At 58.6% G+C, this 23,901-nt stretch carries 19 protein-coding genes and 1 pseudogene; 7 read left to right on the forward strand and 13 right to left on the reverse strand.

Translation table 11 applies throughout. The features are described from left to right. Positions 1-515 precede the first annotated feature (515 nt). The 4 genes from HMPREF2875_RS11865 to HMPREF2875_RS11880 all read right to left on the reverse strand — a co-directional run bounded on the left by HMPREF2875_RS11865 (position 516) and on the right by HMPREF2875_RS11880 (position 5,653). Positions 516-1,952, reverse strand: a complete 1,437-nt coding sequence (locus HMPREF2875_RS11865; RefSeq protein ID WP_141754630.1) for a hypothetical protein — start codon at positions 1,950-1,952, stop codon at positions 516-518. Beyond that, positions 1,885-2,541: an ABC transporter ATP-binding protein gene (locus HMPREF2875_RS11870; protein ID WP_070673433.1), complete on the reverse strand. Its 657-nt coding sequence runs from the start codon at positions 2,539-2,541 to the stop codon at positions 1,885-1,887. Before HMPREF2875_RS11870 ends, HMPREF2875_RS11865 begins: the two co-directional genes overlap by 68 nt. Before the next feature lie 151 nt (positions 2,542-2,692). Next, a complete protein-coding gene (locus HMPREF2875_RS11875) occupies positions 2,693-4,171 on the reverse strand; it encodes an ABC transporter ATP-binding protein (protein ID WP_070673435.1) in 1,479 nt (492 codons plus the stop codon). An 873-nt stretch (positions 4,172-5,044) separates the two neighbouring features. Beyond that, on the reverse strand, positions 5,045-5,653 hold the full coding sequence (locus tag HMPREF2875_RS11880; RefSeq protein ID WP_246817112.1) for a recombinase family protein: 609 nt from the start codon (positions 5,651-5,653) through the stop codon (positions 5,045-5,047). A 532-nt stretch (positions 5,654-6,185) separates the two neighbouring features. Between HMPREF2875_RS11880 and HMPREF2875_RS11890 the strand changes: the two genes are divergently transcribed. From HMPREF2875_RS11890 to HMPREF2875_RS14205, 3 genes and pseudogenes are all read left to right on the forward strand, one after another. Beyond that, positions 6,186-6,485, forward strand: coding sequence for a type II toxin-antitoxin system RelE/ParE family toxin (locus tag HMPREF2875_RS11890; RefSeq protein ID WP_023025236.1), 300 nt, complete (start codon positions 6,186-6,188; stop codon positions 6,483-6,485). Positions 6,486-6,499: 14 nt separating this feature from the next. Next, on the forward strand, positions 6,500-7,594 hold the full coding sequence (locus tag HMPREF2875_RS11895) for a HigA family addiction module antitoxin (protein WP_070673436.1): 1,095 nt from the start codon (positions 6,500-6,502) through the stop codon (positions 7,592-7,594). Between the two features lie 307 nt (positions 7,595-7,901). Continuing rightward, positions 7,902-8,045: pseudogene (locus HMPREF2875_RS14205) on the forward strand (transposase); the annotation flags it as partial. A gap of 208 nt (positions 8,046-8,253) precedes the next feature. Here the strand turns inward: HMPREF2875_RS14205 and HMPREF2875_RS11900 are convergent. The 3 genes from HMPREF2875_RS11900 to HMPREF2875_RS13580 are packed head-to-tail and all read right to left on the reverse strand — an operon-like array spanning position 8,254 to position 11,970. Further along, positions 8,254-8,940: a DUF2334 domain-containing protein gene (locus tag HMPREF2875_RS11900; RefSeq protein WP_070673437.1), complete on the reverse strand. Its 687-nt coding sequence runs from the start codon at positions 8,938-8,940 to the stop codon at positions 8,254-8,256. Positions 8,941-8,994: 54 nt separating this feature from the next. Beyond that, the gene (locus HMPREF2875_RS11905) at positions 8,995-11,103 is read right to left on the reverse strand and encodes a S9 family peptidase (RefSeq protein ID WP_070673438.1); all 2,109 of its coding nucleotides are present in this window, start codon (positions 11,101-11,103) and stop codon (positions 8,995-8,997) included. 9 nt (positions 11,104-11,112) lie between these two features. Then, positions 11,113-11,970, reverse strand: coding sequence for a phosphoribosylaminoimidazolesuccinocarboxamide synthase (locus HMPREF2875_RS13580; protein WP_070673439.1), 858 nt, complete (start codon positions 11,968-11,970; stop codon positions 11,113-11,115). Between the two features lie 66 nt (positions 11,971-12,036). On the opposite strand from HMPREF2875_RS13580, the gene HMPREF2875_RS11915 reads away from it, so the two are divergent. Further along, complete coding sequence (locus HMPREF2875_RS11915) at positions 12,037-12,852, forward strand: serine/threonine protein kinase (protein WP_070673440.1); 816 nt, start codon at positions 12,037-12,039, stop codon at positions 12,850-12,852. Continuing rightward, positions 12,852-14,159 (forward strand): hypothetical protein, encoded by a 1,308-nt coding sequence (locus tag HMPREF2875_RS11920; protein ID WP_070673441.1) that lies wholly within the window; start codon positions 12,852-12,854, stop codon positions 14,157-14,159. Before HMPREF2875_RS11915 ends, HMPREF2875_RS11920 begins: the two co-directional genes overlap by 1 nt. A gap of 153 nt (positions 14,160-14,312) precedes the next feature. On the opposite strand, the gene purB is transcribed toward HMPREF2875_RS11920, so the two are convergent. Together purB and purD are read right to left on the reverse strand one after the other, a co-directional pair. Beyond that, the gene (gene purB / locus HMPREF2875_RS11925) at positions 14,313-15,752 is read right to left on the reverse strand and encodes an adenylosuccinate lyase (protein WP_070673442.1); all 1,440 of its coding nucleotides are present in this window, start codon (positions 15,750-15,752) and stop codon (positions 14,313-14,315) included. Between the two features lie 19 nt (positions 15,753-15,771). After that, positions 15,772-17,046 (reverse strand): phosphoribosylamine--glycine ligase, encoded by a 1,275-nt coding sequence (gene purD / locus HMPREF2875_RS11930; protein ID WP_070673462.1) that lies wholly within the window; start codon positions 17,044-17,046, stop codon positions 15,772-15,774. Between the two features lie 34 nt (positions 17,047-17,080). Here purD and HMPREF2875_RS11935 point away from each other — a divergent pair, with 34 nt between their 5' ends. Then, entirely contained in the window at positions 17,081-17,506 is a 426-nt protein-coding gene (locus tag HMPREF2875_RS11935) for an HIT family protein (RefSeq protein ID WP_039676546.1), read from the forward strand. On the opposite strand, the gene HMPREF2875_RS11940 is transcribed toward HMPREF2875_RS11935, so the two are convergent. The 3 genes from HMPREF2875_RS11940 to HMPREF2875_RS11950 form a co-directional block, all read right to left on the reverse strand. After that, complete coding sequence (locus tag HMPREF2875_RS11940) at positions 17,503-18,951, reverse strand: sensor histidine kinase (RefSeq protein WP_070673443.1); 1,449 nt, start codon at positions 18,949-18,951, stop codon at positions 17,503-17,505. The genes HMPREF2875_RS11935 and HMPREF2875_RS11940 overlap by 4 nt on opposite strands. 12 nt (positions 18,952-18,963) lie before the next feature. Then, positions 18,964-19,668, reverse strand: coding sequence for a response regulator transcription factor (locus HMPREF2875_RS11945; protein ID WP_070673444.1), 705 nt, complete (start codon positions 19,666-19,668; stop codon positions 18,964-18,966). Between the two features lie 132 nt (positions 19,669-19,800). After that, positions 19,801-20,574 (reverse strand): MerR family transcriptional regulator, encoded by a 774-nt coding sequence (locus tag HMPREF2875_RS11950; RefSeq protein ID WP_070673445.1) that lies wholly within the window; start codon positions 20,572-20,574, stop codon positions 19,801-19,803. Positions 20,575-20,654: 80 nt separating this feature from the next. On the opposite strand from HMPREF2875_RS11950, the gene HMPREF2875_RS11955 reads away from it, so the two are divergent. After that, a complete protein-coding gene (locus tag HMPREF2875_RS11955; RefSeq protein ID WP_070673446.1) occupies positions 20,655-21,944 on the forward strand; it encodes an MFS transporter in 1,290 nt (429 codons plus the stop codon). A gap of 66 nt (positions 21,945-22,010) precedes the next feature. Here the strand turns inward: HMPREF2875_RS11955 and HMPREF2875_RS11960 are convergent, their stop codons facing one another. Further along, a complete protein-coding gene (locus HMPREF2875_RS11960) occupies positions 22,011-23,756 on the reverse strand; it encodes a pyruvate dehydrogenase (protein ID WP_070673447.1) in 1,746 nt (581 codons plus the stop codon). Positions 23,757-23,901: the final 145 nt, after the last annotated feature.

Genomic DNA, 23,901 nt, shown 5'->3' on the forward strand with positions numbered 1-23,901 from the left:
ACCACGGCGTTACTAAATCCGTGGTCCTAACATGTTAACGCGCTGTCGCCAAGAAGTCTTTCTTTCGATGGTGCATGCGCTACAACACCCGCAGACGGCACTCCTGGTGCAACCTTCTAGCCCCCGATGACTTCGAAGCGCTCAATTCTCAGCTACACTGACCCCAGCAGCATAGCTAACCCCCGACATGTCTAATTTCCGGGGGTCAGGCCCGTGACATGACCCGCTGAACTCGTCGTGGCCAACTTCACCTCACTACGCGCTCCAAAACCGGAAGAGCCCGTTTCGCATAAGCGTGGGGCCTATGTCACTGGCTACGAGCACATTCCATCTGGAATGGACTCCACCCGTGGACTGTGGACAAGCGACTACTTATATCGCGAAGCCTGCAAAGTTGGTCCGGTAACACGCAAAGTCATCGGAAGAAGAGAGTGTCTGATGCAGCGGCTGAATGAAGAAGTGGTTGCATTCTCTAGCCACTTGCAGACGACCATCCGAAGAGAAACATGCTTCACTTAGTTCCTCGAACGGTGGTCAGCGATGTACTTGTGGTGAAGGTACTTCCAAAGGGAGTAGAAGAGCCCGAACAAGATGAAAGAAAAATAGAGTGCCCCAGCTAATGATAGCGAGACCATCATTGACAGCCCGGCGATTGCAAATTTTATCGACGAACCAAGAACTATCACATGAATGATCGAACTGACCAGTGCGAATATAACTGCAATCCCGAGGCTGACACACATAAACAGAAATGGTAAACCTGCGAATCTGACAAGATAGATCACCGAGACAGGAAACCCAACTTTATTAAGTCGCTCAGTTGTAATCGTGACCTGATCTACAGCCATTAGAAATGATGCAATCGACAATATTCCTACAAAGAACAGGGGCAAACCAAGCATGACAAGAAAATCCCAGTTCTGGATTCCCCCACCCACTTGATTCAATGCGTCAGCCTCTGTGTGTGAAACTGAAAGAACAATAGCTGGAATGCCCAGCACGTAGGACAACGGCAAGACGATAGACTTCGTCATATTATGAAGCTCTGCAGAGAGTGCGCCCAGTACAGCTATCCCGGGAATGACACCAGCCAATCGGGTTGTAGCCTTCTCTATCGCTCTGACGATGTGCAGAATAAAACGACTACATAGCCAAAACAAGGCAGATACCATAGCTAGAATGACAAAAAGTCCTGCTTGAGCACCAGCCTGTGCCGCTATTACAAGAAAGACGACGGGCAGTACAGCGGCCAAGTCTCCCCACCGCAGCCTATTGAGCCCGTCAACTGAAACACGTACAGGCTTCGCTCCCGATGCCTGAGTCTTCTGCTTCAAGGCGTAACCAATGAACGTGATAATGCCGACAATGAAAACGCTAACAGTGATTATCAGCGTAGCCATCAAACTTGAATTCAGCGATATCGGCTCAAAAAGCTGACCAGGGTACAACAAATCGTCAGAGTCCCGACGGGAAATCAGCATCACTAACCGCTGAAAGAGTACAGCTACAGGATAAGACAGTAAGATAGCCAAGACTTCGATGAATAGGAGCTGTGCGATGAGCATGACAAGGTACCGTCGAGCCGGCCATCCCACAATTTGTAGACAACCGATGAAATAGTCAAGTTTGGTAAACGCTCTACTCACTATCTGCGGAATGCAGAAAATCGAGGCAATCGTCCAAGAGATAGCAACATTTGTCGCTACATTCACCGTGACAGCCTCACCCACTGCTGTACCTTCAGTCGCGGCTCGGGTATTAAGAACAGCTGCAAGTACGCCGATTGAAAAACCGATAGCTACCGCAGCTGCAACATTGGGACCTAACGACGCTCGAAAATACGATTTTGTAACTTTAAGCGAGATTGATTGATCGCGATTGGGATTATCCATTGATTGTCCCGCCGTCCAAACGAACAATACGATCACATAGCTTTGCAATGCCTGGATCATGGGTAACGATTAGACCGTGTCCACCCTGTGAACCGCACCAATTTTTGATTTCACCAAAAGCCCGATGTGCGTTCTTTTCGTCCAAGCTTCCTGTCGGCTCATCGGCGAATAACAACTTTGGGCCACTAGCCAAGGCCCGCGCGATTGCTGCCCGCTGTGCTTGTCCACCTGAGACTTCTTCAGGCAGAGAGTTCCTTTCGGTTCCAATAGCCAAGCTGTCTAAAACTGTTTTGGGGGAGATCCCCTTCGGCTTACCCGACAAGGCCCAAGACAACTCCGCGTTCTCAAGCAGGTTTAATCCCGGAATCAATAGGTGGTCTTGGAAAACTATTGATACAGAATCCCTTAGATGTTTGCGCACCTTTCGTTTTGGCAGGCCCGATATCTGGATTCCATCAAGCACGCTCTTACCTTCGGATAACCGCCCAATACCAGCGAGTCCATTAAGCAGAGTGGTCTTGCCTGACCCAGACGGCCCCATGAGGGCTACCACTTCGCCATTCGCAATCGAGAAGTTCACATTCCGGAATAGCCAATCCTTCCTGTTCTGCACCGTGAATTGAAATCCAGCGTCAATAACCTCAAACATTTACCGGTCCTTCACTGTAGGAATGAAATTTATCAAGAATGCCATGCCACTGATTCTCTTTAACCGATCTCCCATCAAGAAATCCTCTGTGGCGTCCTCCAGAGTTGGGAGTGCGTAAAATCTTCGCGAGCGAAGGAGAGCTCCTTCGAAGTTAAACATTTTCCTCAAGCTCCAATATGCTAGCCGGCAGCATAAATTCAACGAAGTCGGAGTTGTGCGTGGACAGAATTACCCTCGCACCATTGTTGACGTAGTTGCGTAGTAGCTTTGCGAGATCTCGTTGATCGTCCGTGCCAAGAGAAGAAGTTGGTTCATCCAGGATTAGCGTTCCTTTGTTAGATGAGAGCGCAGCAGCAATAGCGACTCTTTGTCTCTCGCCTCCGGACATGCGGGCGATAGTGGTCGCCAACGTGCAATCGGGCATTCGCAGAAACCTCAAGTTGTTCATGAATCGCTCGGAGTCTGGTCCAGTTCCATATAGCTGTAAGGTATCTTCAAGAGTATGTGGAAGTAGCTTCGGTTCTTGACTTACAAAGGCAGTGTCGGTGGGCCCGACCGTGGCTGCAACGTCGTGCAGGAGCGTAGTCTTTCCGATGCCGCTAGGGCCCAAGATTATCGTGATGCCAGTTGAATCCAGCAGCTTTTGCTGGTTTCTATCCAGGACTTTTAAGACTCGTTCCGGCAGGGCCTGTCGAGGATTCTCAATATCGTTTAGAGTGGAAATTTCACGCCACGCAGTGTGTGCCTTTGCCCGTTGGCTGGCCAAAGATAAAGCCCGAAGCAGTGGTGCCATTAATATGAACATGTACATTAGAAACTCGATGAGTTCCGAAGGATCCATGGCTCCTACCCGTACTCGCCATGACGCTACGCCCAAAGTTGTGACGGCCAGGATGGGTACTATAGAACCATTAAATGGTGCAAACTGAGCTTGTATAGTGGCTGACCGGTAGGTTGCTTGCTGTAAATTAGCAAAGCTGTTTGTTACGACCCTTTTTAGGTATTCAAGACGCCCATTCAGTGTTGCTACCTTGGCGACCGAGAAGTATATCAATAGGGTGTCGCTTAGTTCATCTCGAGAGCGGAGGTTTGCCTGTTCCGCCCGAGCCATGCGTTTTAGAAATGGCACACTCAATACTGAAAGGGAAACTCCCATCGCTAGCACTAAGAGCGTCAATATTGTATCAATACGCAAAAGGGCGATGAAGGCGAAAATGAACATTCCCACCCCAGGGAGTATCTTGCTTATCAGTCCTACGATGTAGTGTGCAACTGTATCAGTATCGCCAACGACAACTTGTAGTCCTCTGCCGTGGTTCAGCTCAAACTGGTTTGCGTCGACCGTTGAGATTAGGTCTTTTTGAAGAGCTCCTCTTATTTTGGCAATCAAGCGCCCTTCTTGTCGAATCAATAGCGCATTGAAAGTGGTTGCAAGAACTACTACCAGTAACAGGGCTAGTGCTTGCTCTTCGAGACTCTCCCCAACGTTGTTAGAGCCGTCAATTAGCTTCGCAAGTAGGGCGGGCTGTACTACAGAGGATCCTGCGAAGGCGCTTGAAAACGCAAGACACCAAACAATCTGGCTCGTAACTCCCCAACGGCGAAAGCGTCTGGCGATTTCCATAATCATGAGCTACCCTCTAAAGTAGATTGGCGGGAGAGGAGCCCTCTCGCTAGTACAATCGGATACATTGCTTTACTGGGCGCTAGTTTCCACAGTAAGACCAAGTGATGGTGCTGATGTCCTTGGCACCGCAGTGTTTCTGACTGAAGGCGCTCTCCTTCCGTTCCTCACTCTTCATTGCAAGGCCGGTTTCGTCGACCATGGCCCGCAGTGTACCGATGTTCATGTCGCCTACCCTCCTGAGCTAGGTTGTATCGGTCAGACTATTTATGCCAAGACTGCCGGTCAATGAATGGGGATAGAATGAGGATAAGTGTTTACAAAGAATTAACCGGGAATTAATCGTGGGCATTTGTGACTTATTCCGCTTTGTAGGCAGGCATCGCAAGAAGTTGCGAATCGACAGCCACTTGACTTCGTATCGAACGGTTCCCGGACTGCGACGACCGGAGATCACAGACTTGAAAGGGTGACGTGTCCTCCGGTTTTCGTCGTGTGGGTAGTAGATGGGAGCTGCCTATATCCAATGAGTGTTTACCCATTAGCAGCTGTGCCGGGCTGGAAGGTGTGCGGTGGTCTCCTTGAAGGAGCAGAGGGAGAGTGCTAAATTCCCATGGTGGCCTAGATTTCGACATTGCATATCCGTTGGGGTGTAAGGGAAGTGCTCCTACTGCTCTCTTCCTTCTGTACTGTAGAGGAACTCTGGCAGTTCTTGGGTAGCCTATAATTGCGCAGGTGGCTCTACACATCACTGAACATATGCTTTAGCATATGGCGGAACATACGCTATAACATATGCCTAAACATGTGTCCCGACATATGGCAAGACATATGCCAGAACTGATGGGCACGCTGATTTACCCTCACAGCTGGGCCGCTTTAGGCGTTTTTCAACGCCCGATACACCTTAGGACGAGTAACCCCGAATTCCCGCGCCAAGGCTGCTTTCGACTCCCCCGCCAGTGTGCGCCGCTTAATCTTCGCTACCTGCTGCGGACTAAGAGCAGGCTTGTGGCCTTTGTACTTGCCTGCCTTTTTCGCCAACTCAATCCCCTCCGCCTGGCGCTCCCGGATAATGGCACGCTCAAACTCCGCGAAGCTACCGAGAATGCCTAGCATTAAATCTGCACGCGGATCCGTGGTGTCTTTCGCAAACGCGAGATTCCCATGCAGGAAAGTAACAGTCACACCTTTGCCGGTAAGTTCATCAACAATGCCGCGAAGATCCGTCAGAGATCGGGCGAGGCGACCAATCGACGACACGACGAGTTCGTCACCGTCGCGCATATAGGCCATGCACTCCCCTAGCCCTGGGCGTACAGTCTTGGTGCGGCCGGAAATCTTATCTTCAAAGAACCGGACGATCCTGCCGGAAGCATTGAGTAGTTCTTTCTGGCGCTGATTATTCTGCTCCACCATGGAAACACGGATATAGCCCACCCGAAACACGGATGTAGCCCACCCGCTGCCCATGCGAACCAGAGTCATTGGCCATTAGTCTTCGCCCCGCGGAGAGCTAAAGGAAACAGTCTCTTGTTCTATGACCGCATCACGATACGATTCAACCACCCGCGCCAAGTCAGACAACTGTGCCCCGTCGAGACCATCAGCGTCAGCAAGCAAGGAGTGCACAATCCTACCCAACGCCTGCTGCCCCGACGACAACCCACCATGCAGATCTTTCACTCGCGTCAACGCGGGCACTTCGTCAATATGACTTTCAATATGGAAATCATCCGACGGCAACACCACACTCACCACTTTCTGTAAACATAAGGCCTAGACCCCGCTAGATACGTCTAAAACAATGCTAGTAACGGCCCTATTTTGCAGGAAACATTCTGCCGCACACCGGCGCAACAATAGGGTGTACCCCTCTTTCGCACCTGGTTCCATCTTGCGGAACCAGCACATCTAAGATATTATACTTCACACGAAAGGTGATGAGCCTTAGATAAGTAGAGAGGGAAGGGTCACGTCATTTGGGCGCGGCACTAGTGAACTGGACGAGGTGGACTTGGTGCGCATCCTCTTCGAGGACGACGAACTTCAACGAGTGGCCGAGGATGCCTCCTACATCCCCAAACGATGGGGTTCGGACATCATCAAGGCATACCGCAAGAAAATCCAGATCCTGAAGGGAGCCGTGGATGAACGCGACCTGCGGGCCATGCGGTCGTTGCATCTGGAACAACTGAAAGGCGACCGAGCCGGGACCTCTTCGATCCGCTTGAACAAGCAGTTTCGGCTCATCCTCAAATTCGCAACCAACAGCGACGGCCGCGTGGTCATCGTTATTGAAATGGTGGATTACCACTGAGAGAAGGTGAACTCATGAATGCTCCAATTGCGGCGGAGCTATTCCCGGCCGGGGAGATCCTCGCTGACGAGCTAGAAACACGCGGATGGACCCAGGCCGACTTTGCCGAGGTGCTCGGTCGTCCGGCACAGTTTGTCTCGGAGATTATTTCCGGAAAAAAGGAGATCACGCGCGAATCCGCAGCCCAGATCGGTGCCGCCCTGGGCACCTCCGCGGAATTCTGGCTTAACCTCCAGGACTCCTACCTGTTATGGAAGCAGTCTCAGGACGACCGGACGCAGAACAACCTCAACGTCGTGAAAATCCGCGCACAGTTACGAGAGCTAGCCCCCGTCTCTCTGCTCGTCAAGCGGGGATACATCACCGCCACCGACGTACAAAGTCAGGCATGCGAGGTGCTGAACTTGTTTGGCAAGAAATCCTTTGAAGATCCCTTGGGGATAAGCTTCGCCGCCCGACGTAGTAACTGCGAGGAAAAGGTCACTGTTCTGCAGGAAGCGTGGGCAGCTTGCGTTAGAGCAACTGCCAGCGTTCTCGAGGCTGCCCCCTACTCCCGAAAGGCACTAGAAGACCTCGCCCGGACACTGTCGAGTAGAGCATGTGACCCGCAGGCTTTTGCTGAGTTCCAGACTCTGTTCGCCGAGGCAGGGGTGAAACTTGTTTATGTGGAGGCTTTTCCGGGAGGAAAACTCGACGGCTGCGCCATGATGGTCGACGGGCACCCCGTAATTGGCATATCGGGACGAGGGAAACGGCTCGATAAGATACTATTTACCATCCTGCATGAGACAGCCCATATATTATTGGGTCACCTGGTCGACAATGGCGAGGTCATCCTCGATGACCTATCAGATGACAGTGCCGATAATGAAGCCCAGGCAGACCAGCTGGCCAGCGAACTCGTGATCTCTAGCCCTTTACCGGCGGTTGCTGATCGTGTGCACTCATCCTGGATTAAAGAACAAGCCGACCACCTAGGGGTTCATCCCATCACCCTGATTGGAAGGCTTCAAAAAGAGGGTAACCTGTCGTGGAAAACCACTCTTGTGCGCAACGCTCCCACCGTCATCGCTCAGCTTGAAAGCTGGGAATCACCCCTCCCAGCCTGACTGACATTGGTAGCTTCGTTCACCATCAGCAAGACGTTTGCCTATCGGGCACTGAAAGTAACGGAAGAGATGCACTCATTACGGAAAGGACACGGCTTGCTGCCGGCTCCGATGTCCAAGAATTTCTTCGCTACATTTTGAAAAAGTCGCTCACGAGCCTGCAGGACAATCACACTCACTGGGCGGACACACTCAGAGTCAATGCAACGGATCGCTGAAAGGATCAGCCCAAACCGTTCAGCGAGCTCTCGCTTAATCTCGGGGAGGGGTTAGCATCGATGACTTCCTTCAGCGCTTTGAGGTGTAGTCTAAAAATCCGACAAAACGACTGAATCGGGAAATCCGGCGGCGCACCGACGTTGTAGGAATCTCCCTTAACCGCAGTTCTGTAATCCGCCTGATCGATTCTGTGCTAGCTGAACAGCAGAATGATTGGATCCAGCAAAAGCGCTAGATGTCGCTGGCAAGCTTGGAACAAACCCGAAACCTCATAGCCGCCAACACCTTCAATGCTAGTAGCACGAAGACCGCCGAAGAAGCAGCCTAATGAACTGACACCAACCTCGAGTCGGACCCCAACACCGCCCCGGACACTATCCTCGATTTAGAAAGAACAAACACACCACTTCCACAGGCCTAACCCTCTGGCAACGCACAAACTATTCGGCGTGCGTAAAGACGGAATAATCAGCAGGACGAGCGCCTGCGGCGGCAGCGCGCTCAGCAGCCTTGAGGAAATCAGAGACAACCTTGCGGTCATCAAGATTGCGTCCCGAAATGGAAAGGCGCACGGTATTGCCGCGCTCGGCGGAGCGTTCTGCAGCGCGGATGATGTTGCGGCGCCACCACTTCGCCGAACCAAACCCCTCACCAAAGGACAGGTTGCGGGCTTGGTGGAGCTCGCCGGAGCGCAAATCATGGATACCTCGGGTGGAGGCGGCGAAGTCGAAGTCAAACTCGGGAAGGACGGTGAGCGTGCCTTCCGACATGCGCCAGCGCGGCGGCGCAAAGATAGTGGGCTCGAAGCCGATCTTTGCCATCTGCCGCGTCGCCCCCTTCAGGCGCAGGCGTGCCTCGTGCGCATCCAGGTTGGCAAACTCCGCGCGGCGGCCCTGAACTGCTTGGTCGAAGCCGTTGAGAATGAGCACTCGGCCCGATTCAGCTTGCTCCCGCAACCACGACTGTGTCGCCGAATCCTTAGCCAGGTGCCAGTTGCCGTCAATGTGCGGCGCCACAAGCAACGAAACAGGAATTGTGGCTTTATCGAGCTGCTTGAGCAGACTGGAGGCCTGGCTTCGGGTGTCATCAAAAATACTGGAAATCGAAACCAAAAGGTGGCCATGCATAAGGAAAATTATCGCACAGCCACCGCGCCGCCGCGCGCCGAGCGGGGGTGACGCTTAAGCCTCCGCCCCCGTCGCTTGGTTAATGAGCCATGCATACTCAAACGCGTTCTGCTTCCACTTGGCATAGCGGCCTGACACGCCACCGTGGCCGGCTGCCATCTCAGTTTTGAGGAGGAACTCGCCGCCGGTGGCGACGTCGCGAAGCTTGGCTACCCACTTCGCCGGCTCCACGTAGAGCACGCGGGTGTCGTTAAGCGAAGTCAGCGCGAGAATATTTGGGTAGTCCTGCGCCTGAATGTTCTCGTACGGCGAGTAGGAGGCCATGTAGTCGTAAACCTCAGGGTCGTGGAAGGGGTCGCCCCACTCTTCCCACTCCACCACCGTGAGCGGCAGCTCCGGCATAAGAATCGAGGTCAGCGGGTCCACAAAGGGCACGTTGGCCTGGATAGCCTTGAACCTATCCGGCGCCATGTTCGCCACCGCACCCATGAGCAAGCCACCGGCGGAACCGCCTTCCGCCACCAGCTGCGAAGGCGTCGTCACGTTGCGCGCGATAAGGTCATCAGCCACCGCGATGAAGTCCGTAAACGTGTTTTTCTTCGCCAGCATCTTGCCGTCGTCGTACCAGTTACGGCCCATCTCGCCACCACCGCGCACGTGCGCCATGGCAAAAATCATGTCGCGGTCCATGAGCGACAAACGGAACACCGAGAAATACGGGTCCATATTCGCCTCATAAGACCCGTAGCCATAGAGCAACGTCGGGTTCGGCTGCGTGCGGTCCAGATCCGCGCGGTGCACGATGGACACTGGAATCTTCGTCCCATCGGGCGCCTCCGACCAGACGCGGTAGGCCACGTATTCGTCCTTGTCGTAGCCGCCCGGGACTTCTTGCTCCTTGAGCAGCGTGTACTCGCCGGTGGCTACGCGGTAATCAAAGAGCTGCGCGGGCTGAATGAAGGACGTATAGCTCACGCGCAGCACCGGCGCATCCCATTCCGGGTTGCCGGCCACGCCAACGGTGTAGAGCTCCTCATTGAAGTTGAGCTCGCTTAAGGGCGTCCACCCCTCCCGCACGTCCATCACCGCCGCACGGCCGATACCGCCGCGGCGATAGCCCACGACGATCTGGTCGCGGTAGCAATCCACGCCCTCGATGCGCACGGAGTCATCGTGCGGCATGAGGACGGTGAGATCGCGCAGGGTTGGAAGCTCATCAGCAACCGCGCAATACCCCAAGGCAAAGTTGGGACCCGTGGCGTTGTGGGTGACGACCCAATAATCGGTGCCGCCCACCACGGCATGATCGACGTCGTAGTCCACGCCGGTCTCGCGCTCCCACAGGCAGCGGAACTCGCCCTCTGGGGTGGACTGCTCGAGCACCCACGCCTCGTTCGTCGTCTTCGAGCCGGAGACAATCATGATGTACTTCTCGCTGCGGGTCGTGCCCACGCCGATGCCGAAACGCGAGTCCTCCTCGCGCATGACCACGACATCCTCCGACTGCGGGGTGCCCACGCGGTGGCGCCACACCGTATCCGGGCGCCATGCGTCATCCACGGTGGTGTAGAAGATGAACTCCTCCCCTACCCACGTCGCGCCGTAGAAGATGCCCTCCAGACGATCCTCCAGCAGTGAGCCAGTACGCAGGTCCTTGATGAAGAGCTCAAAGCGCTCATCGCCGGCCACATCGACCGAATAAGCCAGCAGGTCACCAGAATCGCTCACCGTGGACGCACCCAGGGCGAAGAAGTCGTGGCCGTCGGCGAGCGCGTTGACGTCGAGAAGCACCTGCTCCCCGTCGGGAGCGCCTTCCTCCGGGATGGTCGGCGGAGTCCACGGATCGGAGCCTTCCGAGACCGGGATGCGGCAGCTGTAGCCGTACTCCTTGCCCTCCTCGGTGCGGCCGTAGTACCAGTACTTGCCACGGCGCTGGGGCACGGACATGTCCGTTTGCTTGATGCGGGACTTGACCTCAGTAAAGATGTTCTCCGTCAAGGTGTCCAGGTGTGCGGTGCGCTCTTGGGTATAAGCGTTTTCGGCCTCAAGGTACTCGCGGGTCTCCGGAGCGTCTTTCTCGCGCAGCCACTCGTAATCATCGACGAAGCTGCGGCCGTGAAACTCTCGCGTGATAGGGCGCTTGGCAGCAATCGGTGCGTTCATTCAGCCTCCTTAAAAAGTGGTTCCGGACAGGCGCTCAAAGGCCTCAACGTAGCGCGCGCGGGTGGCCTGGACAACGTCCTCGGGCAGGCGCGGCGGCGTGGACTCCTTGTCCCAGCCGGAGTTGGTGAGCCAATCGCGCACGTACTGCTTGTCAAAGGAAGGCTGGACCTTGCTTTCCTCATAGGTATCGGCCGGCCAGTAGCGCGAGGAATCCGGGGTGAGGACCTCATCGGCCAACACCAGAGTGCCGTGCTTATCGACACCAAACTCGAACTTCGTATCCGCCAAAATAATGCCCTTCTCCTCCGCCAACGCGGCTGCTGTGGCATAGATACGTAGGGTCGCCTCACGCAGCTCCTCGGCGCGTTCGCGGCCGAGCTTGTCCACGACGACGTCGAAGGACACGTTCTCATCGTGATCGCCCTGCTCCGCCTTGGTGGCCGGGGTGAAGATGGGCTCGGGCAGGCGGGAAGCCTCGGTGAGCCCCTCGGGCAACTCAACGCCGCATACGCTGCCGGATGCCTTGTACTCCTTGAGTCCAGAACCGGTGAGATAACCGCGGGCGACGCACTCGAAGGGCAACATGTCGAGCTTCTTCACCACCATGGCGCGGCCGAGGACCTCTTCGGGGATGCGCTCATCATCGAGCGGGCCGGCGAGGTGGTTGGGGAAATCAATGGCGTCGAAGAAGAACATCGAGGTCGCCGTGAGCACGCGCCCCTTGTCCGGAATAGCCGGTTCCAGCGCATGGTCATAGGCGGAGATGCGGTCGGAGGCCACCATGAGCAGGGTGTTGTCGTCGATGTCATAGATATCGCGCACCTTGCCGGAGGCGATGTGGGTGTAGGAAGAAAGTTCAGGACGCATGACAACCATCCTAGCCCCGTCTACACTGCATCAAGATACGTCCCTATTCCGAGGAGTTTGACCACCATGCGCACTCGCGTGACCTCTCTTGTGACCTCTGCTGCGCTGGTGTGCGGCGCCCTGTCTGTGCCCGCTGCGCACGCAGCCGACGTCTCCGTGCGCGAGTCCGCGCACGGCCAGTGGCTGTGCTCGATGTCGGCGTCGGCGTCGGATCGCGAGCTGGCTCGCGACGTCCGCGAAGGCTACATCAACACCATCCGCGAAACCTCGGAGCAAATTCAGGCACGGTTCCCGAAGCTGGACTTCTCCGCGTACACCTCGCGGGATGTGAGCAAGGCGCCGGGCTATACAGCGACGGTGGCGGCGCTGGGCAGGGCCGGCTACACCGGCGCAGACATGCTCATCATCTTGGTTGGTGCTTCTGCCCCAGAAGCGCTGGTTGCAGACGAGTCGGTGTTGCTGCCTGAGGACGCCGAGTATTCCATCAACGCAGCAGCCGCCCGCTCTGAGAAGGGCCCGGCGCCCCTGCTGTCAACGGGTAGCGATTTCAGCCCTAAGCTTCGCGCCGCCTTGGCGGAAAACCAGGCGCAGGAGAAAGAAGCCGTCGACGCTTTCAACGCGGCTCAGTCGCAGGCCTTCGAAGAGTGCGTTTCTGAGCTGCGCGAACGCGGCGCGGAAGAGGGCATTCAGGAAGTTCCGGAGCTGACTATTCCGGGCGAGACCACGCAGGAGAAGAGCTCGTCTACGGGCGCTGCGGTCATTGGCGTGATGGTGGCGCTGACCGCGATTATGGTCGGCGGCTACCTGGCCTCGAACGGAAAGTCGATCGGTGCCTTCGGCGGCTTTGAGCTGCCGGTGCTGCGTGTACCGGGGCTTGGCTAATGGCAGAGGACCCTCGTTCTGACGAGCTGGCTGTCGTCGTGAGCGACGATGGTGCCCTCGTCCTCGGCCCCGCAGCTGAACTAGAGCGCTTGTCTGACAGTACTGACTCCTCTCCCATTACTCCCCAGCTCCTCCAGCGCGCGGGCCAGGCATTGTCGGGCCTTGAGCAGTACCAGAAGGAATCTGGTCGGTGGCTCAAGCTCGACGACGAATCGGCTGCGTATCTCAAGCGCTTGGGAATGAAGCCGGGCGATATTCGGGCTGGTGTCATCCGTGTGAAGGACACCCCTCGCGGGGCGAAGGCTGCCAACGGTGGCGTGCTTCTCAAGCACGTGAAGTTTGACAAAGCCGGGTTGCTCACGCCTGCGGCGCCGATGGTGTTGGCGTCGATGATGCAGCAGATGGCCGTCGAGAAGCAGATGGCGCAGATGCAGACTTACTTAGAGCGCATCGATGCGAAGCTCGATGCAGTGTTGCGCTTCCAGCAGGACACGCTGGCGGGCGAGCTCAACGGCGTGGCGGAGACGCTTGCCGAAGCCGCTCTCGTGCTCGAGGGCACTGAAAAGGTTACCGATACGCAGTGGGCCTCCGTACAGCACCTCAACGCCGACCTAGCCAAACTGCAAGGCCGAGTTTTGCGGCACCTCACCGCAGTTGCCGAACGGATGGCGCAATCCAAAACCTCGCCCGGCAAGGTCAAGGAGACCTTCCAGAAGACCAACTCTGAGGCTCGCTTCTGGCTATATGAGCTGGCCCGCACGGTACAGCTGCAGAACCAGATGTACATACTGCAGCTCAACCGCGTCACTGCCGTGGAGGGCGACGTGTCTGAGGACTACATCGCGGCTGTTGGCAGGGCACGCGAGAAGCGCGCGGCGCGGTTGTTGGAAAGCCTGTCGGGGATTGCCGGCATAGCGCATGAGCTGGGCAGCTTCTCGACGTTCCGCAAGGCCATCGACTGGAACTCTCCCCGCGCCGTGCAGGAGGTCAACCGCTTCTTTGCCCAGCTGCGTGACTTTTCCGCCGCCGCGAACCTCGATGTCGAGGGCGCCGAGGACCTCGAGGCCGTCAACCGACCCGAGGCGTTCCGCGAGCTGACTGCCTCCAGCACCAACATCGCCCGCGAGCTGACCGCCTCCAGCACCAACATCGCCCGCGAAGCCGCTGGTGTTGCGCAGCAGCGCACCTTAGAAGCCGGCGAAACCGTAGCCAACCGCGCCCGGCAGGCCTGGGGCACAACCCGCGGCGCCATCGAGTCTGCGACGACGGGCGCAGACAACGCGCCGGATAAAGCAGAAAATGACTAGATGGTCGTTTCGATCAAATAAGGGCCAGAAAATTCGATCTGGACAACCTTATTTGATCGAAACGTACATGGACCGGGCCAGCGAGGTACGTTTTCGTAAATAGTGCCCCCAAAATTGACTTTTTAGAGGGCCTGTCTGCGAAAACGTACCGAGCTAGAGGATATCGCCCGGGGTGTAAGAGGCGGCATGCGGGTGCTGGTCCGCGAGGGCCTTGATACGGCCAAGCACCTGGGCCACTTGGGACTCGGCGGCGCCGATGAAGGCGTGCTTGTCGGAGAGGGCGTCGGCAAGCGCGGCGGCATCGAGCGGGAGGCGCTCATCCGCAGCGAGGCGCTCCACCAGGTCCTGCTCACCGCCGTTCTCGCGCATGTTAAGCGCCACAGCCACGGCGTTTTCCTTAATAACCTCGTGCGCGGTTTCGCGGCCCACGCCCGCGCGCACGGCCGCCATGAGGATGCGAGTCGTGGCGAGGAAGGGCAGGTAGCGCTCCAGCTCGCGGTCAATCATGGCCGGGAAGGCGCCAAACTCAGCCAACACAGTGAGGAAGGTTTCAAACATGCCGTCGAGGGCAAAGAAGGCATCGGGAAGCGCAACGCGGCGCACCACCGAGCAAAAGACGTCACCTTCGTTCCACTGCTGGCCGGACAAGTCCGCCACCATGGTGAGGTAGCCGCGCAGAATCACCTGGAAGCCGCCGACGCGCTCGCAGGAACGCGCATTCATCTTGTGCGGCATGGCAGAGGAGCCCACCTGGCCCTCCTTGAAGCCCTCCGTCACCGTCTCGTTGCCGGCCATGAGGCGAATCGTCGTGGCCAAGGAGGACGGCGCAGCGCCGAGCTCCACCAGCGCGGAGACAGCGTCAAAGTCAAGGGAGCGGGGGTAGACCTGGCCCACCGAGTTAAAGACACGGGAGAAACCAAGGTGGTCCGCAATGCGCGTCTCCAGTGCAGCAAGCTTGTCCTCGGAGCCGCCCATAAGATCCAGCATGTCCTGGGAGGTGCCCATCGGTCCCTTAATGCCGCGCAGCGGGTAGCGGCTGAGCAAAGACTCCACGCGTTCGATGCCGAGCAGCATCTCATCAGCGGCAGAAGCGAAACGCTTGCCCAAGGTTGTGGCCTGCGCTGCCACGTTGTGCGAGCGGCCAGCCATCACCAGCGCCTGGTACTGCGCGGCGCGCTCGCCAATGCGCGAGACCACCGCAATAGCCTTATCGCGCACCAGCTCCAGGGAACGCAGAATCTGCAGCTGCTCGACGTTTTCCGTGAGGTCACGCGAGGTCATTCCCTTGTGGATGTGCTCAAATCCAGCCAAGGCGTTGAACTCTTCGATGCGCGCCTTGACGTCGTGGCGCGTGATGCGCTCGCGCTCCGCGATAGAGGCGAGGTTGACGTTATCGACCTGCGCCTCGTAAGCGGCGATGGCCTCGGCGGGCACGTCGACGCCGAGGTCCTTTTGCGCCTTCATCACCGCAATCCAGAGCTGGCGCTCCAGGATGATCTTGTTCTCCGGAGACCAGATTTCAGCCATGTCTGGGGAGGCGTATCGAGCGGACAGGACGTTGGAAATGTTCTTCTTTTCAGCCACGTCGCTCATTATTCCACGCCGCGGGGCACTAGATACTAATTTCGCCCTTTGCCGCGCGGTCACCAATGTCGGTGCGGAAGAAGCTACCGTCCAGCTCGATGCGGCGGATGACGTCGTAAGCGTTGGCACGAGCCTCCTCCAGTGTGGCGCCCTTGCCCAGGACGTTGAGCACACGTCCGCCGTTGGAGACCACGCCGCTTTCCGACGTCGCCGTGCCCGCATGCAGGATCTTCTCGGGATCCGCAAGGTCTGGGGAGGTGATGACATCGCCCTTGCGCGGGGACGCCGGGTAGCCCTCAGCTGCGAGCACGACGGTCACGGCGTAGCCGTCCTCCCACTCCAGAGGGGCAAGGTCCGCCAACTGACCGGTGGCGGTGGCGTTCAGGACCTCTCCGAGCGGAGACTTCAGAAGGGACAGCACCGCTTGAGTTTCCGGGTCACCGAAACGAGCGTTGAACTCGACAACGGCCGGGCCCTCCTTGCCCCATGCCAAGCCGGCGTAGAGCAAACCCGAATACGGGGTGCCGCGGCGAACCATCTCGCGAGCGACGGGGACACAGACCTCGTCGACGATGCGCTGCACGCCATCCTCCGGCAGCCACGGCAGCGGGGTGTATGCGCCCATGCCGCCGGTATTGGGGCCCTCGTCGTTGTCGTAGGCGCGCTTGTGGTCCTGGGCGGGCAGGAGCGGGACGACGGTTTCACCGTCGACCAAGCAGAAGAGGGACACCTCCGGGCCATCGAGGAAGGATTCCAGCAATACGGGATTGCCGGCAGCGTGGACGGCGTCGACGTGTGCGCGGGCCTCCTCGCGGGATTCGGTCACCACCACTCCCTTGCCGCCGGCGAGGCCATCATCTTTGACCACAAAGTGCGGACCGAAGCGGTCGAGGGCCGCTTCGATGTCTGCCTCCGCGACGCCCGGCGCGAGCTGTTCCGCGCGGGCGGTGCGCACGCCGGCGGCCGCCATGACGTCCTTGGCGAAGGCCTTGGACCCCTCGATTTGAGCCGCGCTTGCCGACGGCCCAAACACCGCCACTCCACGTTCCCGCAAGGCATCAGCCACACCGTTGACCAGCGGGACCTCCGGTCCAATGACGACGAGGTCCGCAGCGATATCGAGTGCAAGCTCCACCATGCGGGCAGGGTCATCCACCTGGGAGTATTCCGGGTGGACTGTGGCCTGCTGCGCGTGCGCCGGGGAGCCCGGAGCGATGTGCAGATCGGTCACAAAAGGATCAGCTTTGAGGCCTGTGAGCAGGGCGTGTTCGCGGCCGCCCGAGCCAATTACGAGTATGCGCATGCCGTCCATCTTAACTGGCGGTAGCCTAGTGGCCATGTCTTCTGTATTTACTAAGATCATCAACGGCGAGCTGCCCGCTCGTTTTGTGTACCGCGACGAAAAGTGCGTCGCCTTTTTGTCCATCGAACCGCTGCGCTACGGCCATACCCTTGTCGTTCCGGTGCAGGAGGTTGACAAGTGGACTGATCTGGATCCTGAGACCTGGGCACACCTCAACGCCATCGCACAGGAAATCGGCGGCGCTATCAGCACCGCCTTCGACACCCCACGCGCTGGCTACATCATTGCTGGCTTCGACGTTCCGCATACCCACATCCACCTCTTCCCTGCGGAGAAGATGGAGGACTACGACTTCACCAAGGCCTTCGCCGCTGACGCTACCGACCCCGCCGCTATGGACGAGGCCGCAGCGCGTATCCGCCAGCACCTCGGCACCGACGAGGAAGGCAAGCGCAGCTAGTCGGCCTGTTTAGCCTTCGGCAGGCACACCGTAAAAACGGAGCCGCGGCCCAGCTCGGATTCCACAGAGATCGAGCCGCCGTGCTGCTCCACCAATGACTTCACAATCGCCAGGCCTAAGCCCGAGCCACCAGTGTCTCGGGTACGCGAGGTATCCGCGCGGTAGAAGCGCTCGAAAATATGGGAGGCATCCTCGGGGGAGATGCCTTTGCCGTCATCGGAGACGTCGATAAGCACGTGCTCCTCATCGTCCCGGAGAGTGAGCGTGACGGCAGCATCCTCGCCGCCGTGGCGGATACCGTTGGACACGAGGTTGAGCAGCACCTGGTGGAGGCGGTCTGGGTCGCCGTCCACAATGGGGATATCGGTGGCCTCGTTGTTGACGTTGATGGTGCGACCAGCAAACGCCGCACGGGCCGAGGAACCCACCGACAGCACCAACTCGAGCATGTCCACCTGGCGCAAATCCAAACGGTTGCCCTCCGCACGGGTCAGGGATAGCAAGTCCTCCACCAGCAAAGACATGCGCTTCGACTCCGCGTCAATCTTGCTGAACACAAACTCTGCATCCTGCGTCGCACCCGAGCGATACAGTTCGGTATAACCGCGCAAACTGGTCAACGGGGTGCGCAGCTCGTGGGACGCATCGCCGACGAAGCGGCGCATCTGCTGCTCCTTCTCCTGCGCGTCGACCACGGAATTCTGCAGCCGTCCCAGCATGACGTTGAGTGCTGCGGCAAGCTGCCCCACTTCGGTATGCAGCGGCCATTCTGGCACGCGTTTGTCCAAGTTTCCGGCCGCGATTTGCGACGCCGTCTTCTCCACCACCCGCAGCGGCCGCAAGGCCCTATGGATGAACCACATGCCGACGATGGCGATGATGAGCATGACCACCGCTGCGATAATGACCTGCACGATGGCCAAGCCTTTAAGAATAGAGTTCTCTGTGGTCATGTCCTTGGCCACGACCACCACCGAACCATCAGGTTTAACGGCAGCCACCGCGCGCCACTCGGTGTCCCCCTCCGTCGAGGCAACGCTCATCGGTTCGCCGCCGACGTAGACATCCCGGACATCGGGAATGGCGGCCATAGGACCGGTGGATACCACGGAGCCGTTCGGGTAATAGGCAATCGCCACGTAATCCGTCGGTGGACGGCGGCTGCGGTCCTGGGTGTAGAAGGTTTCGTCGAGGTTGCTGGCCCAGGAATGGAGGGCGTCGTTAAGCTCTGTGTCCACACGGGTATAGAGCACATTGCGCATAATCGACGAGACCGCCAGCGAGGACATCGCCAAACCGATGCCCGAGACGAGCACCATGAGCACGAGCAGCCACGTGCGCAGCGGCAGGGCTTTGGGGCGCTGGATGCGACGGCGCTGGGTCTTCTCGCTCACACGAGTGGCCCCGGAAACCGGGGCCTGATTGTTGGTGGTGGTATCGCTCATGCTCTCTTCAGCCTACGAGCGGGGCATGCGCAGAACATAACCCACGCCGCGCACGGTGTGGATCAGCGGGGTATCACCGGTGTCGATCTTGCGACGCAGGTAGGAGATGTAGGACTCCACGACGTTGCCGTCGCCGCCGAAGTCGTAGTGCCACACGTTGTCCAGAATCTTCGACTTGGACAGCACCACCTCGCGGTTCTGCATGAGGTAGCGCAGGAGGTTGAATTCGGTGGGCGAAAGCTCCACGATCTTCCCCGCCTTGGTGACCTCGTGGGTGTCATCGTTGAGGGTGAGGTCGGCATAGGTCATGGTGGCGTCGCCGTCCTGGTCATCCACCGCGTTACCGCGGCGCAGAATCACGCGCAGGCGGGTGATGACCTCTTCCAGGCTGAAGGGCTTGGTGACGTAATCATCCGCGCCAATGGTCAGGCCGTGGATGCGCTGGTCCACGCTGTCCTTGGCGGTCAGGTAGAGCACGGGGCCGTCGAGGCCCTCTGCGCGTAGCTTGCCCAGCAGCTCAAAGCCGTCCATGCCCGGCATCATGACGTCCATGATGTAAGCGTCTGGATTGATCTCACGCGCGATGCGCAGGGCCTCGTTGCCGGAGTTGGCGCTGTGTACGTCGAAACCTTGAAACTTTAGGGAGACGGTGAGCAACTCAACGATATTGGGCTCGTCATCGACGACAAGTACCTTGACGTCCTTCGAATCATCCATGGTCCCGCTTTGGTCCTTTCTCCGCTTCTCCTGACGCCTGGTGGCGCCAGGGATATCTCATTCAAGGTGAGAAGTATTGCACTCTGGCTTCCAAGGGTACTGAGCGGAGTCTGTACGTGCGCTGTGAACCGACTAGTCCCAGGCGAGATTGTCCAGATCCACCCCTTCCGCCTGGGCTTGCGCCTCAATCAGCTGGCGTAAATAGTCGGCGTTACCGCGGTAGGTCTCGTTAAACCGCGGGTCCTCGCAATACATGCGCGCCAGGATCACCTGCTTGGACCTCGACACCGGGTACCACTGGGCGATGAGGGCGCGGTGCTTGTCGACGATCTCCTTCGCCTCCTTGCCGCCCGGTTCAAGTCCTGCGTCCGCGGCTTCCTCTAGCTCGGCCGCAAAGTTCTCATGGTCCACTGAGAATTCCTCCCAGTCCTTCTTTCCCATCGAATCTGCGACGGCCGCACTGGCCGCCCATTCTTTGCTGTCTCCCCACTTCTCGTGGGCTTCTTCCTGCAGTTGGGGCCATGCGTCACCCAGGTTCCGCACTTTTTGGCTGGGGCTTAGGTTCTTATCCATTTCAGTCTCCTCAATTAGTCTTTCCACTGCGTACAACATGGCGTCGACGTCGGCTCGCCGCTTCTGCAAGGCCTCGTGTTGGGCGCGGAGGCGGGGCAGGGTGGCGGACGAGGGGGCGTCGAGAAGCACTGCGATGTCTTTCAGCTCAATCCCGACGCTGCGATAAATCAGGATGTCCATCCCGCGTTGCACATCGTCTTCGGTGTAGAGGCGGTGATCACCCCCGGTGCGCCACTGGGGGCTAAGCAGGCCGATGTCATCCCAGTGCCGCAGGGTGCGGGTGGTGACTTTCAAAATGCCAGCCACATCGCCGATGCTGTAGTCGTTACGCATGTCGTTGAGCCTAAAAGTTCACGTCGCGTTAAGTGCAACTCCATCCACTCGGCAGGTGTTTTTGCCTACGATAATGAAGCATGACGCAAGCCTCGACACGCACTGACCGCCTCACCGTGGCTGCTTGGGCTCTGTGGGACTGGGGTTCGGCCGCCTTCAACGCGGTGCTCGTGACGTTTATTTTCTCGGTCTATCTCACCGATTCGGTGGGACAGCAGATTGACTCGCAGTTCACCCCGGCGCAGTGGCTGTCGTGGTCCATGACGGTGGCGGGCCTGGTGATCTTTGCGGTGACCCCCGTGATGGGGCAGCGCTCTGACCGGTTGGGCACGCGGCGTCGCGCGCTGGGCTTCTGGTCGCTGCTGACCTTCCTGGTCATGGCCAACCTGTTCTTCATCCGCAATGATGCGCCCGCGTATTTCTGGCTCGGCCTCATCGGCCTAGCGGTAGGTTCGGTGACCATCCAATTCGCGGAGGTCAACTACTTTGCCCAACTCAACCAGGTGGCCACCGAGGACAAGGTGGGCCGCGTATCCGGCCTGGGCTGGTCGGCAGGCTATTTCGGCGGCATCGTGCTGCTGCTCATCTGCTACTTCGGCTTCGTCTCCGGCGAGGGCGGCGGACTGGGGCTGTCCACGGAGGGCGGCTGGAATATTCGGCTCGTGGCACTGCTCGCTGCGGCGTGGTTTGGGCTGTCTGCCATTCCTGTCTTGCTACGCGTGCCGGAGATTGCACCGTCGGGGGAAAGAACGGGCGGCCTCGCGGCCTCTTACCGGGAGCTATGGCGCACGGTGCACACGCTGTGGCGGGAGGACCGCAACGCCTTTGCCTTCCTCTTCGCTTCTGCCATCTTCCGCGATGGCCTGTCCGCGGTGTTTAGCTTCGGCGCCGTGCTGGGCGTGTCCGTCTATGGCCTTTCACCTGGCGACGTCCTCATCTTCGGTGTTGCCGCCAACGTTGCCGCCGCGCTGGGCGCGGTGGCGGGCGGGCTTATCGACGACCACGTGGGGCCCAAAGCCATCATCCTCACCTGCCTGGCTATCTTGACGCTCATGGCCGGCATCATGTTCGTGGCGCAGGGGCCGACGGCCTTCTGGATCTGCGGGCTCATCCTGTGTCTCTGCGTAGGCCCTGCCCAGGCTTCCGCCCGCGGCTTCTTGGCGCGTGTGGCCCCGCCGGGGCGCGAAGGCGAGATGTTTGGCCTCTACGCCACGACCGGCCGAGCCGTGGCGTGGTTGACGCCCTTCCTCTTTGGCGTCTTCGTTTCCCTGCTCGGGCAGGGAGATCGGGGAGGCGTGCTCGCCATTGGGCTGGTCCTGCTCGTTGGCGCGCTGGTCCTCATCCCAGTCAAAGACCCCGCGAAGGCATAACGCTTTCGCGGGGTGGAACCGCAGGGTGTGGGTCCCTTTTAATGTGCGGCGCTTAACGCCGACACATTAAAAGTCCTGCGGACGCGGGATGTTGCGCAGGTTGGACTTCGCCATGCTGAGCATCTGGCCCACGCCGCCGTCGAAGACAGTGCGGGTTGCAGCCTTGGAGAAGCCCATGAGCTGCTCGAAGGTGAGCGTCGGTGGGAGGGACAGGGCGTTGGGGTCAGTGACGACGTCGATAAGCGCAGGGCCCTCGTAGGCCAGCGCCTCCTTGATAAGGCGCGGCGCGTCCTTCGGATCCTCGATGCGGAAGTGCTTGATACCTGCAGCTTCTGCAATCTGGGCGAAGTTCACGTGCTCGTGGTCGGTCTCGTGCTCCGGGAGGCCCTGAACGAGCATCTCTAGCTTGACCATGCCGAGGGAGGAGTTGTTGAAGACGACGGTCTTGAGCGGCAGGTTGTGCAGCTTCACGGTGAGCAGCTCACCCATGAGCATGGAGAGGCCACCGTCACCGGAGAAGCTGATGACCTGGCGGCCCGGGTTCGCGGCCTGGGCACCGATAGCCATCGGCAAGGCGTTAGCCATGGTGCCGTGGCGGAAGGAACCAATCTGCTCACGCTTACCGTTCGGGGTGATGTAGCGCGCGCCCCACACGTTGCACATGCCGGTATCGACGGTGAAGATGGCATCCTCGTCGGCTTCCTTGTCGATGAGGTCCGCGATGTATTCCGGGTGAATCGGGGTGTGCTTGTCCACACCAGAGGTGTAGGCCTCAACGACGTGCTCCAGCTTGTCGTAGTGCTTCTTGAGCATCTTGTCGAGGAAGGAGCGGTCCTTCTTCTCATCGACGTGCGGCAGGATGTTCTCGATGGTGGCGGCAACGTCACCGGTCACCGGGTACTTGATGCGGGTGCGGCGGCCGATGTGGGAGCCATCGATATCGACCTGCGCCACGTTGGCATCCGGCAGGAAGTCGTTGTAGGGGAAGTCCGTGCCCAAGAGGATAAGCAGGTCGGCGTCGTGGGTAGCCTCGTGGGCGGCACCGTAGCCAAGGAGGCCGGACATGCCGACGTCGAAGGGGTTGTCGTACTGGATGTACATTTTGCCGCCGAGGGCGTGACCGATAGGTGCCTTGATCTTTTCCGCAAGAGCCAGGACCTGCTCGCGGGCATTCTTCACACCGGCACCGACGAAGAGGGCGACGGTCTTGGCCTCATTAATGGCCTGGGTCAGCGCAGCGGCCTCGGCCGGGTCCGGGTAGACAATGGGACGTCCTGCGGAGATAGCCGAGGACGTAAAGGTGTCATCCTCTGCCTCCTGCATGGAGACATCACCGGGGATAACGAGGACGGAGACACCGTTGCCCGCCATGGTGGACTGGATGGCGTGGTGCAAGACAACGCCTCCCTGCTCAGCAGAGTTCACCATTTCGCAGTAGCCGGAGCATTCCTGGAAGATGGCCTCCGGGTGGGTTTCCTGGAAGAACTTCGAGCCGATCTGGCGCGATGGGATGTGGCTAGCAATGGCGAGGACCTTGGCGCCGTTGCGGTGGGCGTCGTAAAGCCCCTGGATAAGGTGAGTATTACCCGGGCCGCAGGAGGCAGCACACACGGCCAGCTTGCCGGTGGTGAGAGAATCCGCCTCCGCGGCGAAGGCAGCGGCCTCCTCATTGCGAACGTGGACCCACTCGATGGAGGAGCGGCGCACCGCATCCACGATGGGGTTAAGGGAGTCACCCACGAGGCCGTAAATGCGCTCGACGCCTTGGGCCTCGAGCATCTCGACGAGTTGTGCAGCGTATGTGCGTGCCATGAAGTCTTCCTCTCTAACGTTTGTTGTGAACAGGACCCCAGTGTTGCTCTTCCCGGAGCGGTTTCGCCACATTAAAGCTGGATTCTCACGTAAGAAATCCTTTGTGACCTCAACAACAAAATCCTCCTTGCGGTATTGAAACTGT

The sequence above is a fragment of the Corynebacterium sp. HMSC078H07 genome, from assembly GCF_001812805.1.
Classification (GTDB): Bacteria; Actinomycetota; Actinomycetes; order Mycobacteriales; family Mycobacteriaceae; genus Corynebacterium.

What these genes read in the sequence shown, in the direction of transcription:
- HMPREF2875_RS11915 (WP_070673440.1), top strand. Translation starts at nt 12,037, where the DNA reads ATGCGCACTCGCGTGACCTCTCTTGTGACCTCTGCTGCGCTGGTGTGC.
- HMPREF2875_RS11900 (WP_070673437.1), bottom strand. Translation starts at nt 8,940, where the DNA reads ATGCATGGCCACCTTTTGGTTTCGATTTCCAGTATTTTTGATGACACC.
- HMPREF2875_RS11960 (WP_070673447.1), bottom strand. Translation starts at nt 23,756, where the DNA reads ATGGCACGCACATACGCTGCACAACTCGTCGAGATGCTCGAGGCCCAA.
- HMPREF2875_RS11865 (WP_141754630.1), bottom strand. Translation starts at nt 1,952, where the DNA reads ATGATCCAGGCATTGCAAAGCTATGTGATCGTATTGTTCGTTTGGACG.
- HMPREF2875_RS11945 (WP_070673444.1), bottom strand. Translation starts at nt 19,668, where the DNA reads ATGGATGATTCGAAGGACGTCAAGGTACTTGTCGTCGATGACGAGCCC.
- HMPREF2875_RS11955 (WP_070673446.1), top strand. Translation starts at nt 20,655, where the DNA reads ATGACGCAAGCCTCGACACGCACTGACCGCCTCACCGTGGCTGCTTGG.
- HMPREF2875_RS11870 (WP_070673433.1), bottom strand. Translation starts at nt 2,541, where the DNA reads ATGTTTGAGGTTATTGACGCTGGATTTCAATTCACGGTGCAGAACAGG.
- HMPREF2875_RS11905 (WP_070673438.1), bottom strand. Translation starts at nt 11,103, where the DNA reads ATGAACGCACCGATTGCTGCCAAGCGCCCTATCACGCGAGAGTTTCAC.
- HMPREF2875_RS11895 (WP_070673436.1), top strand. Translation starts at nt 6,500, where the DNA reads ATGAATGCTCCAATTGCGGCGGAGCTATTCCCGGCCGGGGAGATCCTC.
- purB (WP_070673442.1), bottom strand. Translation starts at nt 15,752, where the DNA reads ATGAGCGACGTGGCTGAAAAGAAGAACATTTCCAACGTCCTGTCCGCT.
- HMPREF2875_RS11940 (WP_070673443.1), bottom strand. Translation starts at nt 18,951, where the DNA reads ATGAGCGATACCACCACCAACAATCAGGCCCCGGTTTCCGGGGCCACT.
- HMPREF2875_RS11875 (WP_070673435.1), bottom strand. Translation starts at nt 4,171, where the DNA reads ATGATTATGGAAATCGCCAGACGCTTTCGCCGTTGGGGAGTTACGAGC.
- HMPREF2875_RS13580 (WP_070673439.1), bottom strand. Translation starts at nt 11,970, where the DNA reads ATGCGTCCTGAACTTTCTTCCTACACCCACATCGCCTCCGGCAAGGTG.
- HMPREF2875_RS11880 (WP_246817112.1), bottom strand. Translation starts at nt 5,653, where the DNA reads ATGACTCTGGTTCGCATGGGCAGCGGGTGGGCTACATCCGTGTTTCGG.
- HMPREF2875_RS11935 (WP_039676546.1), top strand. Translation starts at nt 17,081, where the DNA reads ATGTCTTCTGTATTTACTAAGATCATCAACGGCGAGCTGCCCGCTCGT.
- HMPREF2875_RS11950 (WP_070673445.1), bottom strand. Translation starts at nt 20,574, where the DNA reads ATGCGTAACGACTACAGCATCGGCGATGTGGCTGGCATTTTGAAAGTC.
- purD (WP_070673462.1), bottom strand. Translation starts at nt 17,046, where the DNA reads ATGCGCATACTCGTAATTGGCTCGGGCGGCCGCGAACACGCCCTGCTC.
- HMPREF2875_RS11920 (WP_070673441.1), top strand. Translation starts at nt 12,852, where the DNA reads ATGGCAGAGGACCCTCGTTCTGACGAGCTGGCTGTCGTCGTGAGCGAC.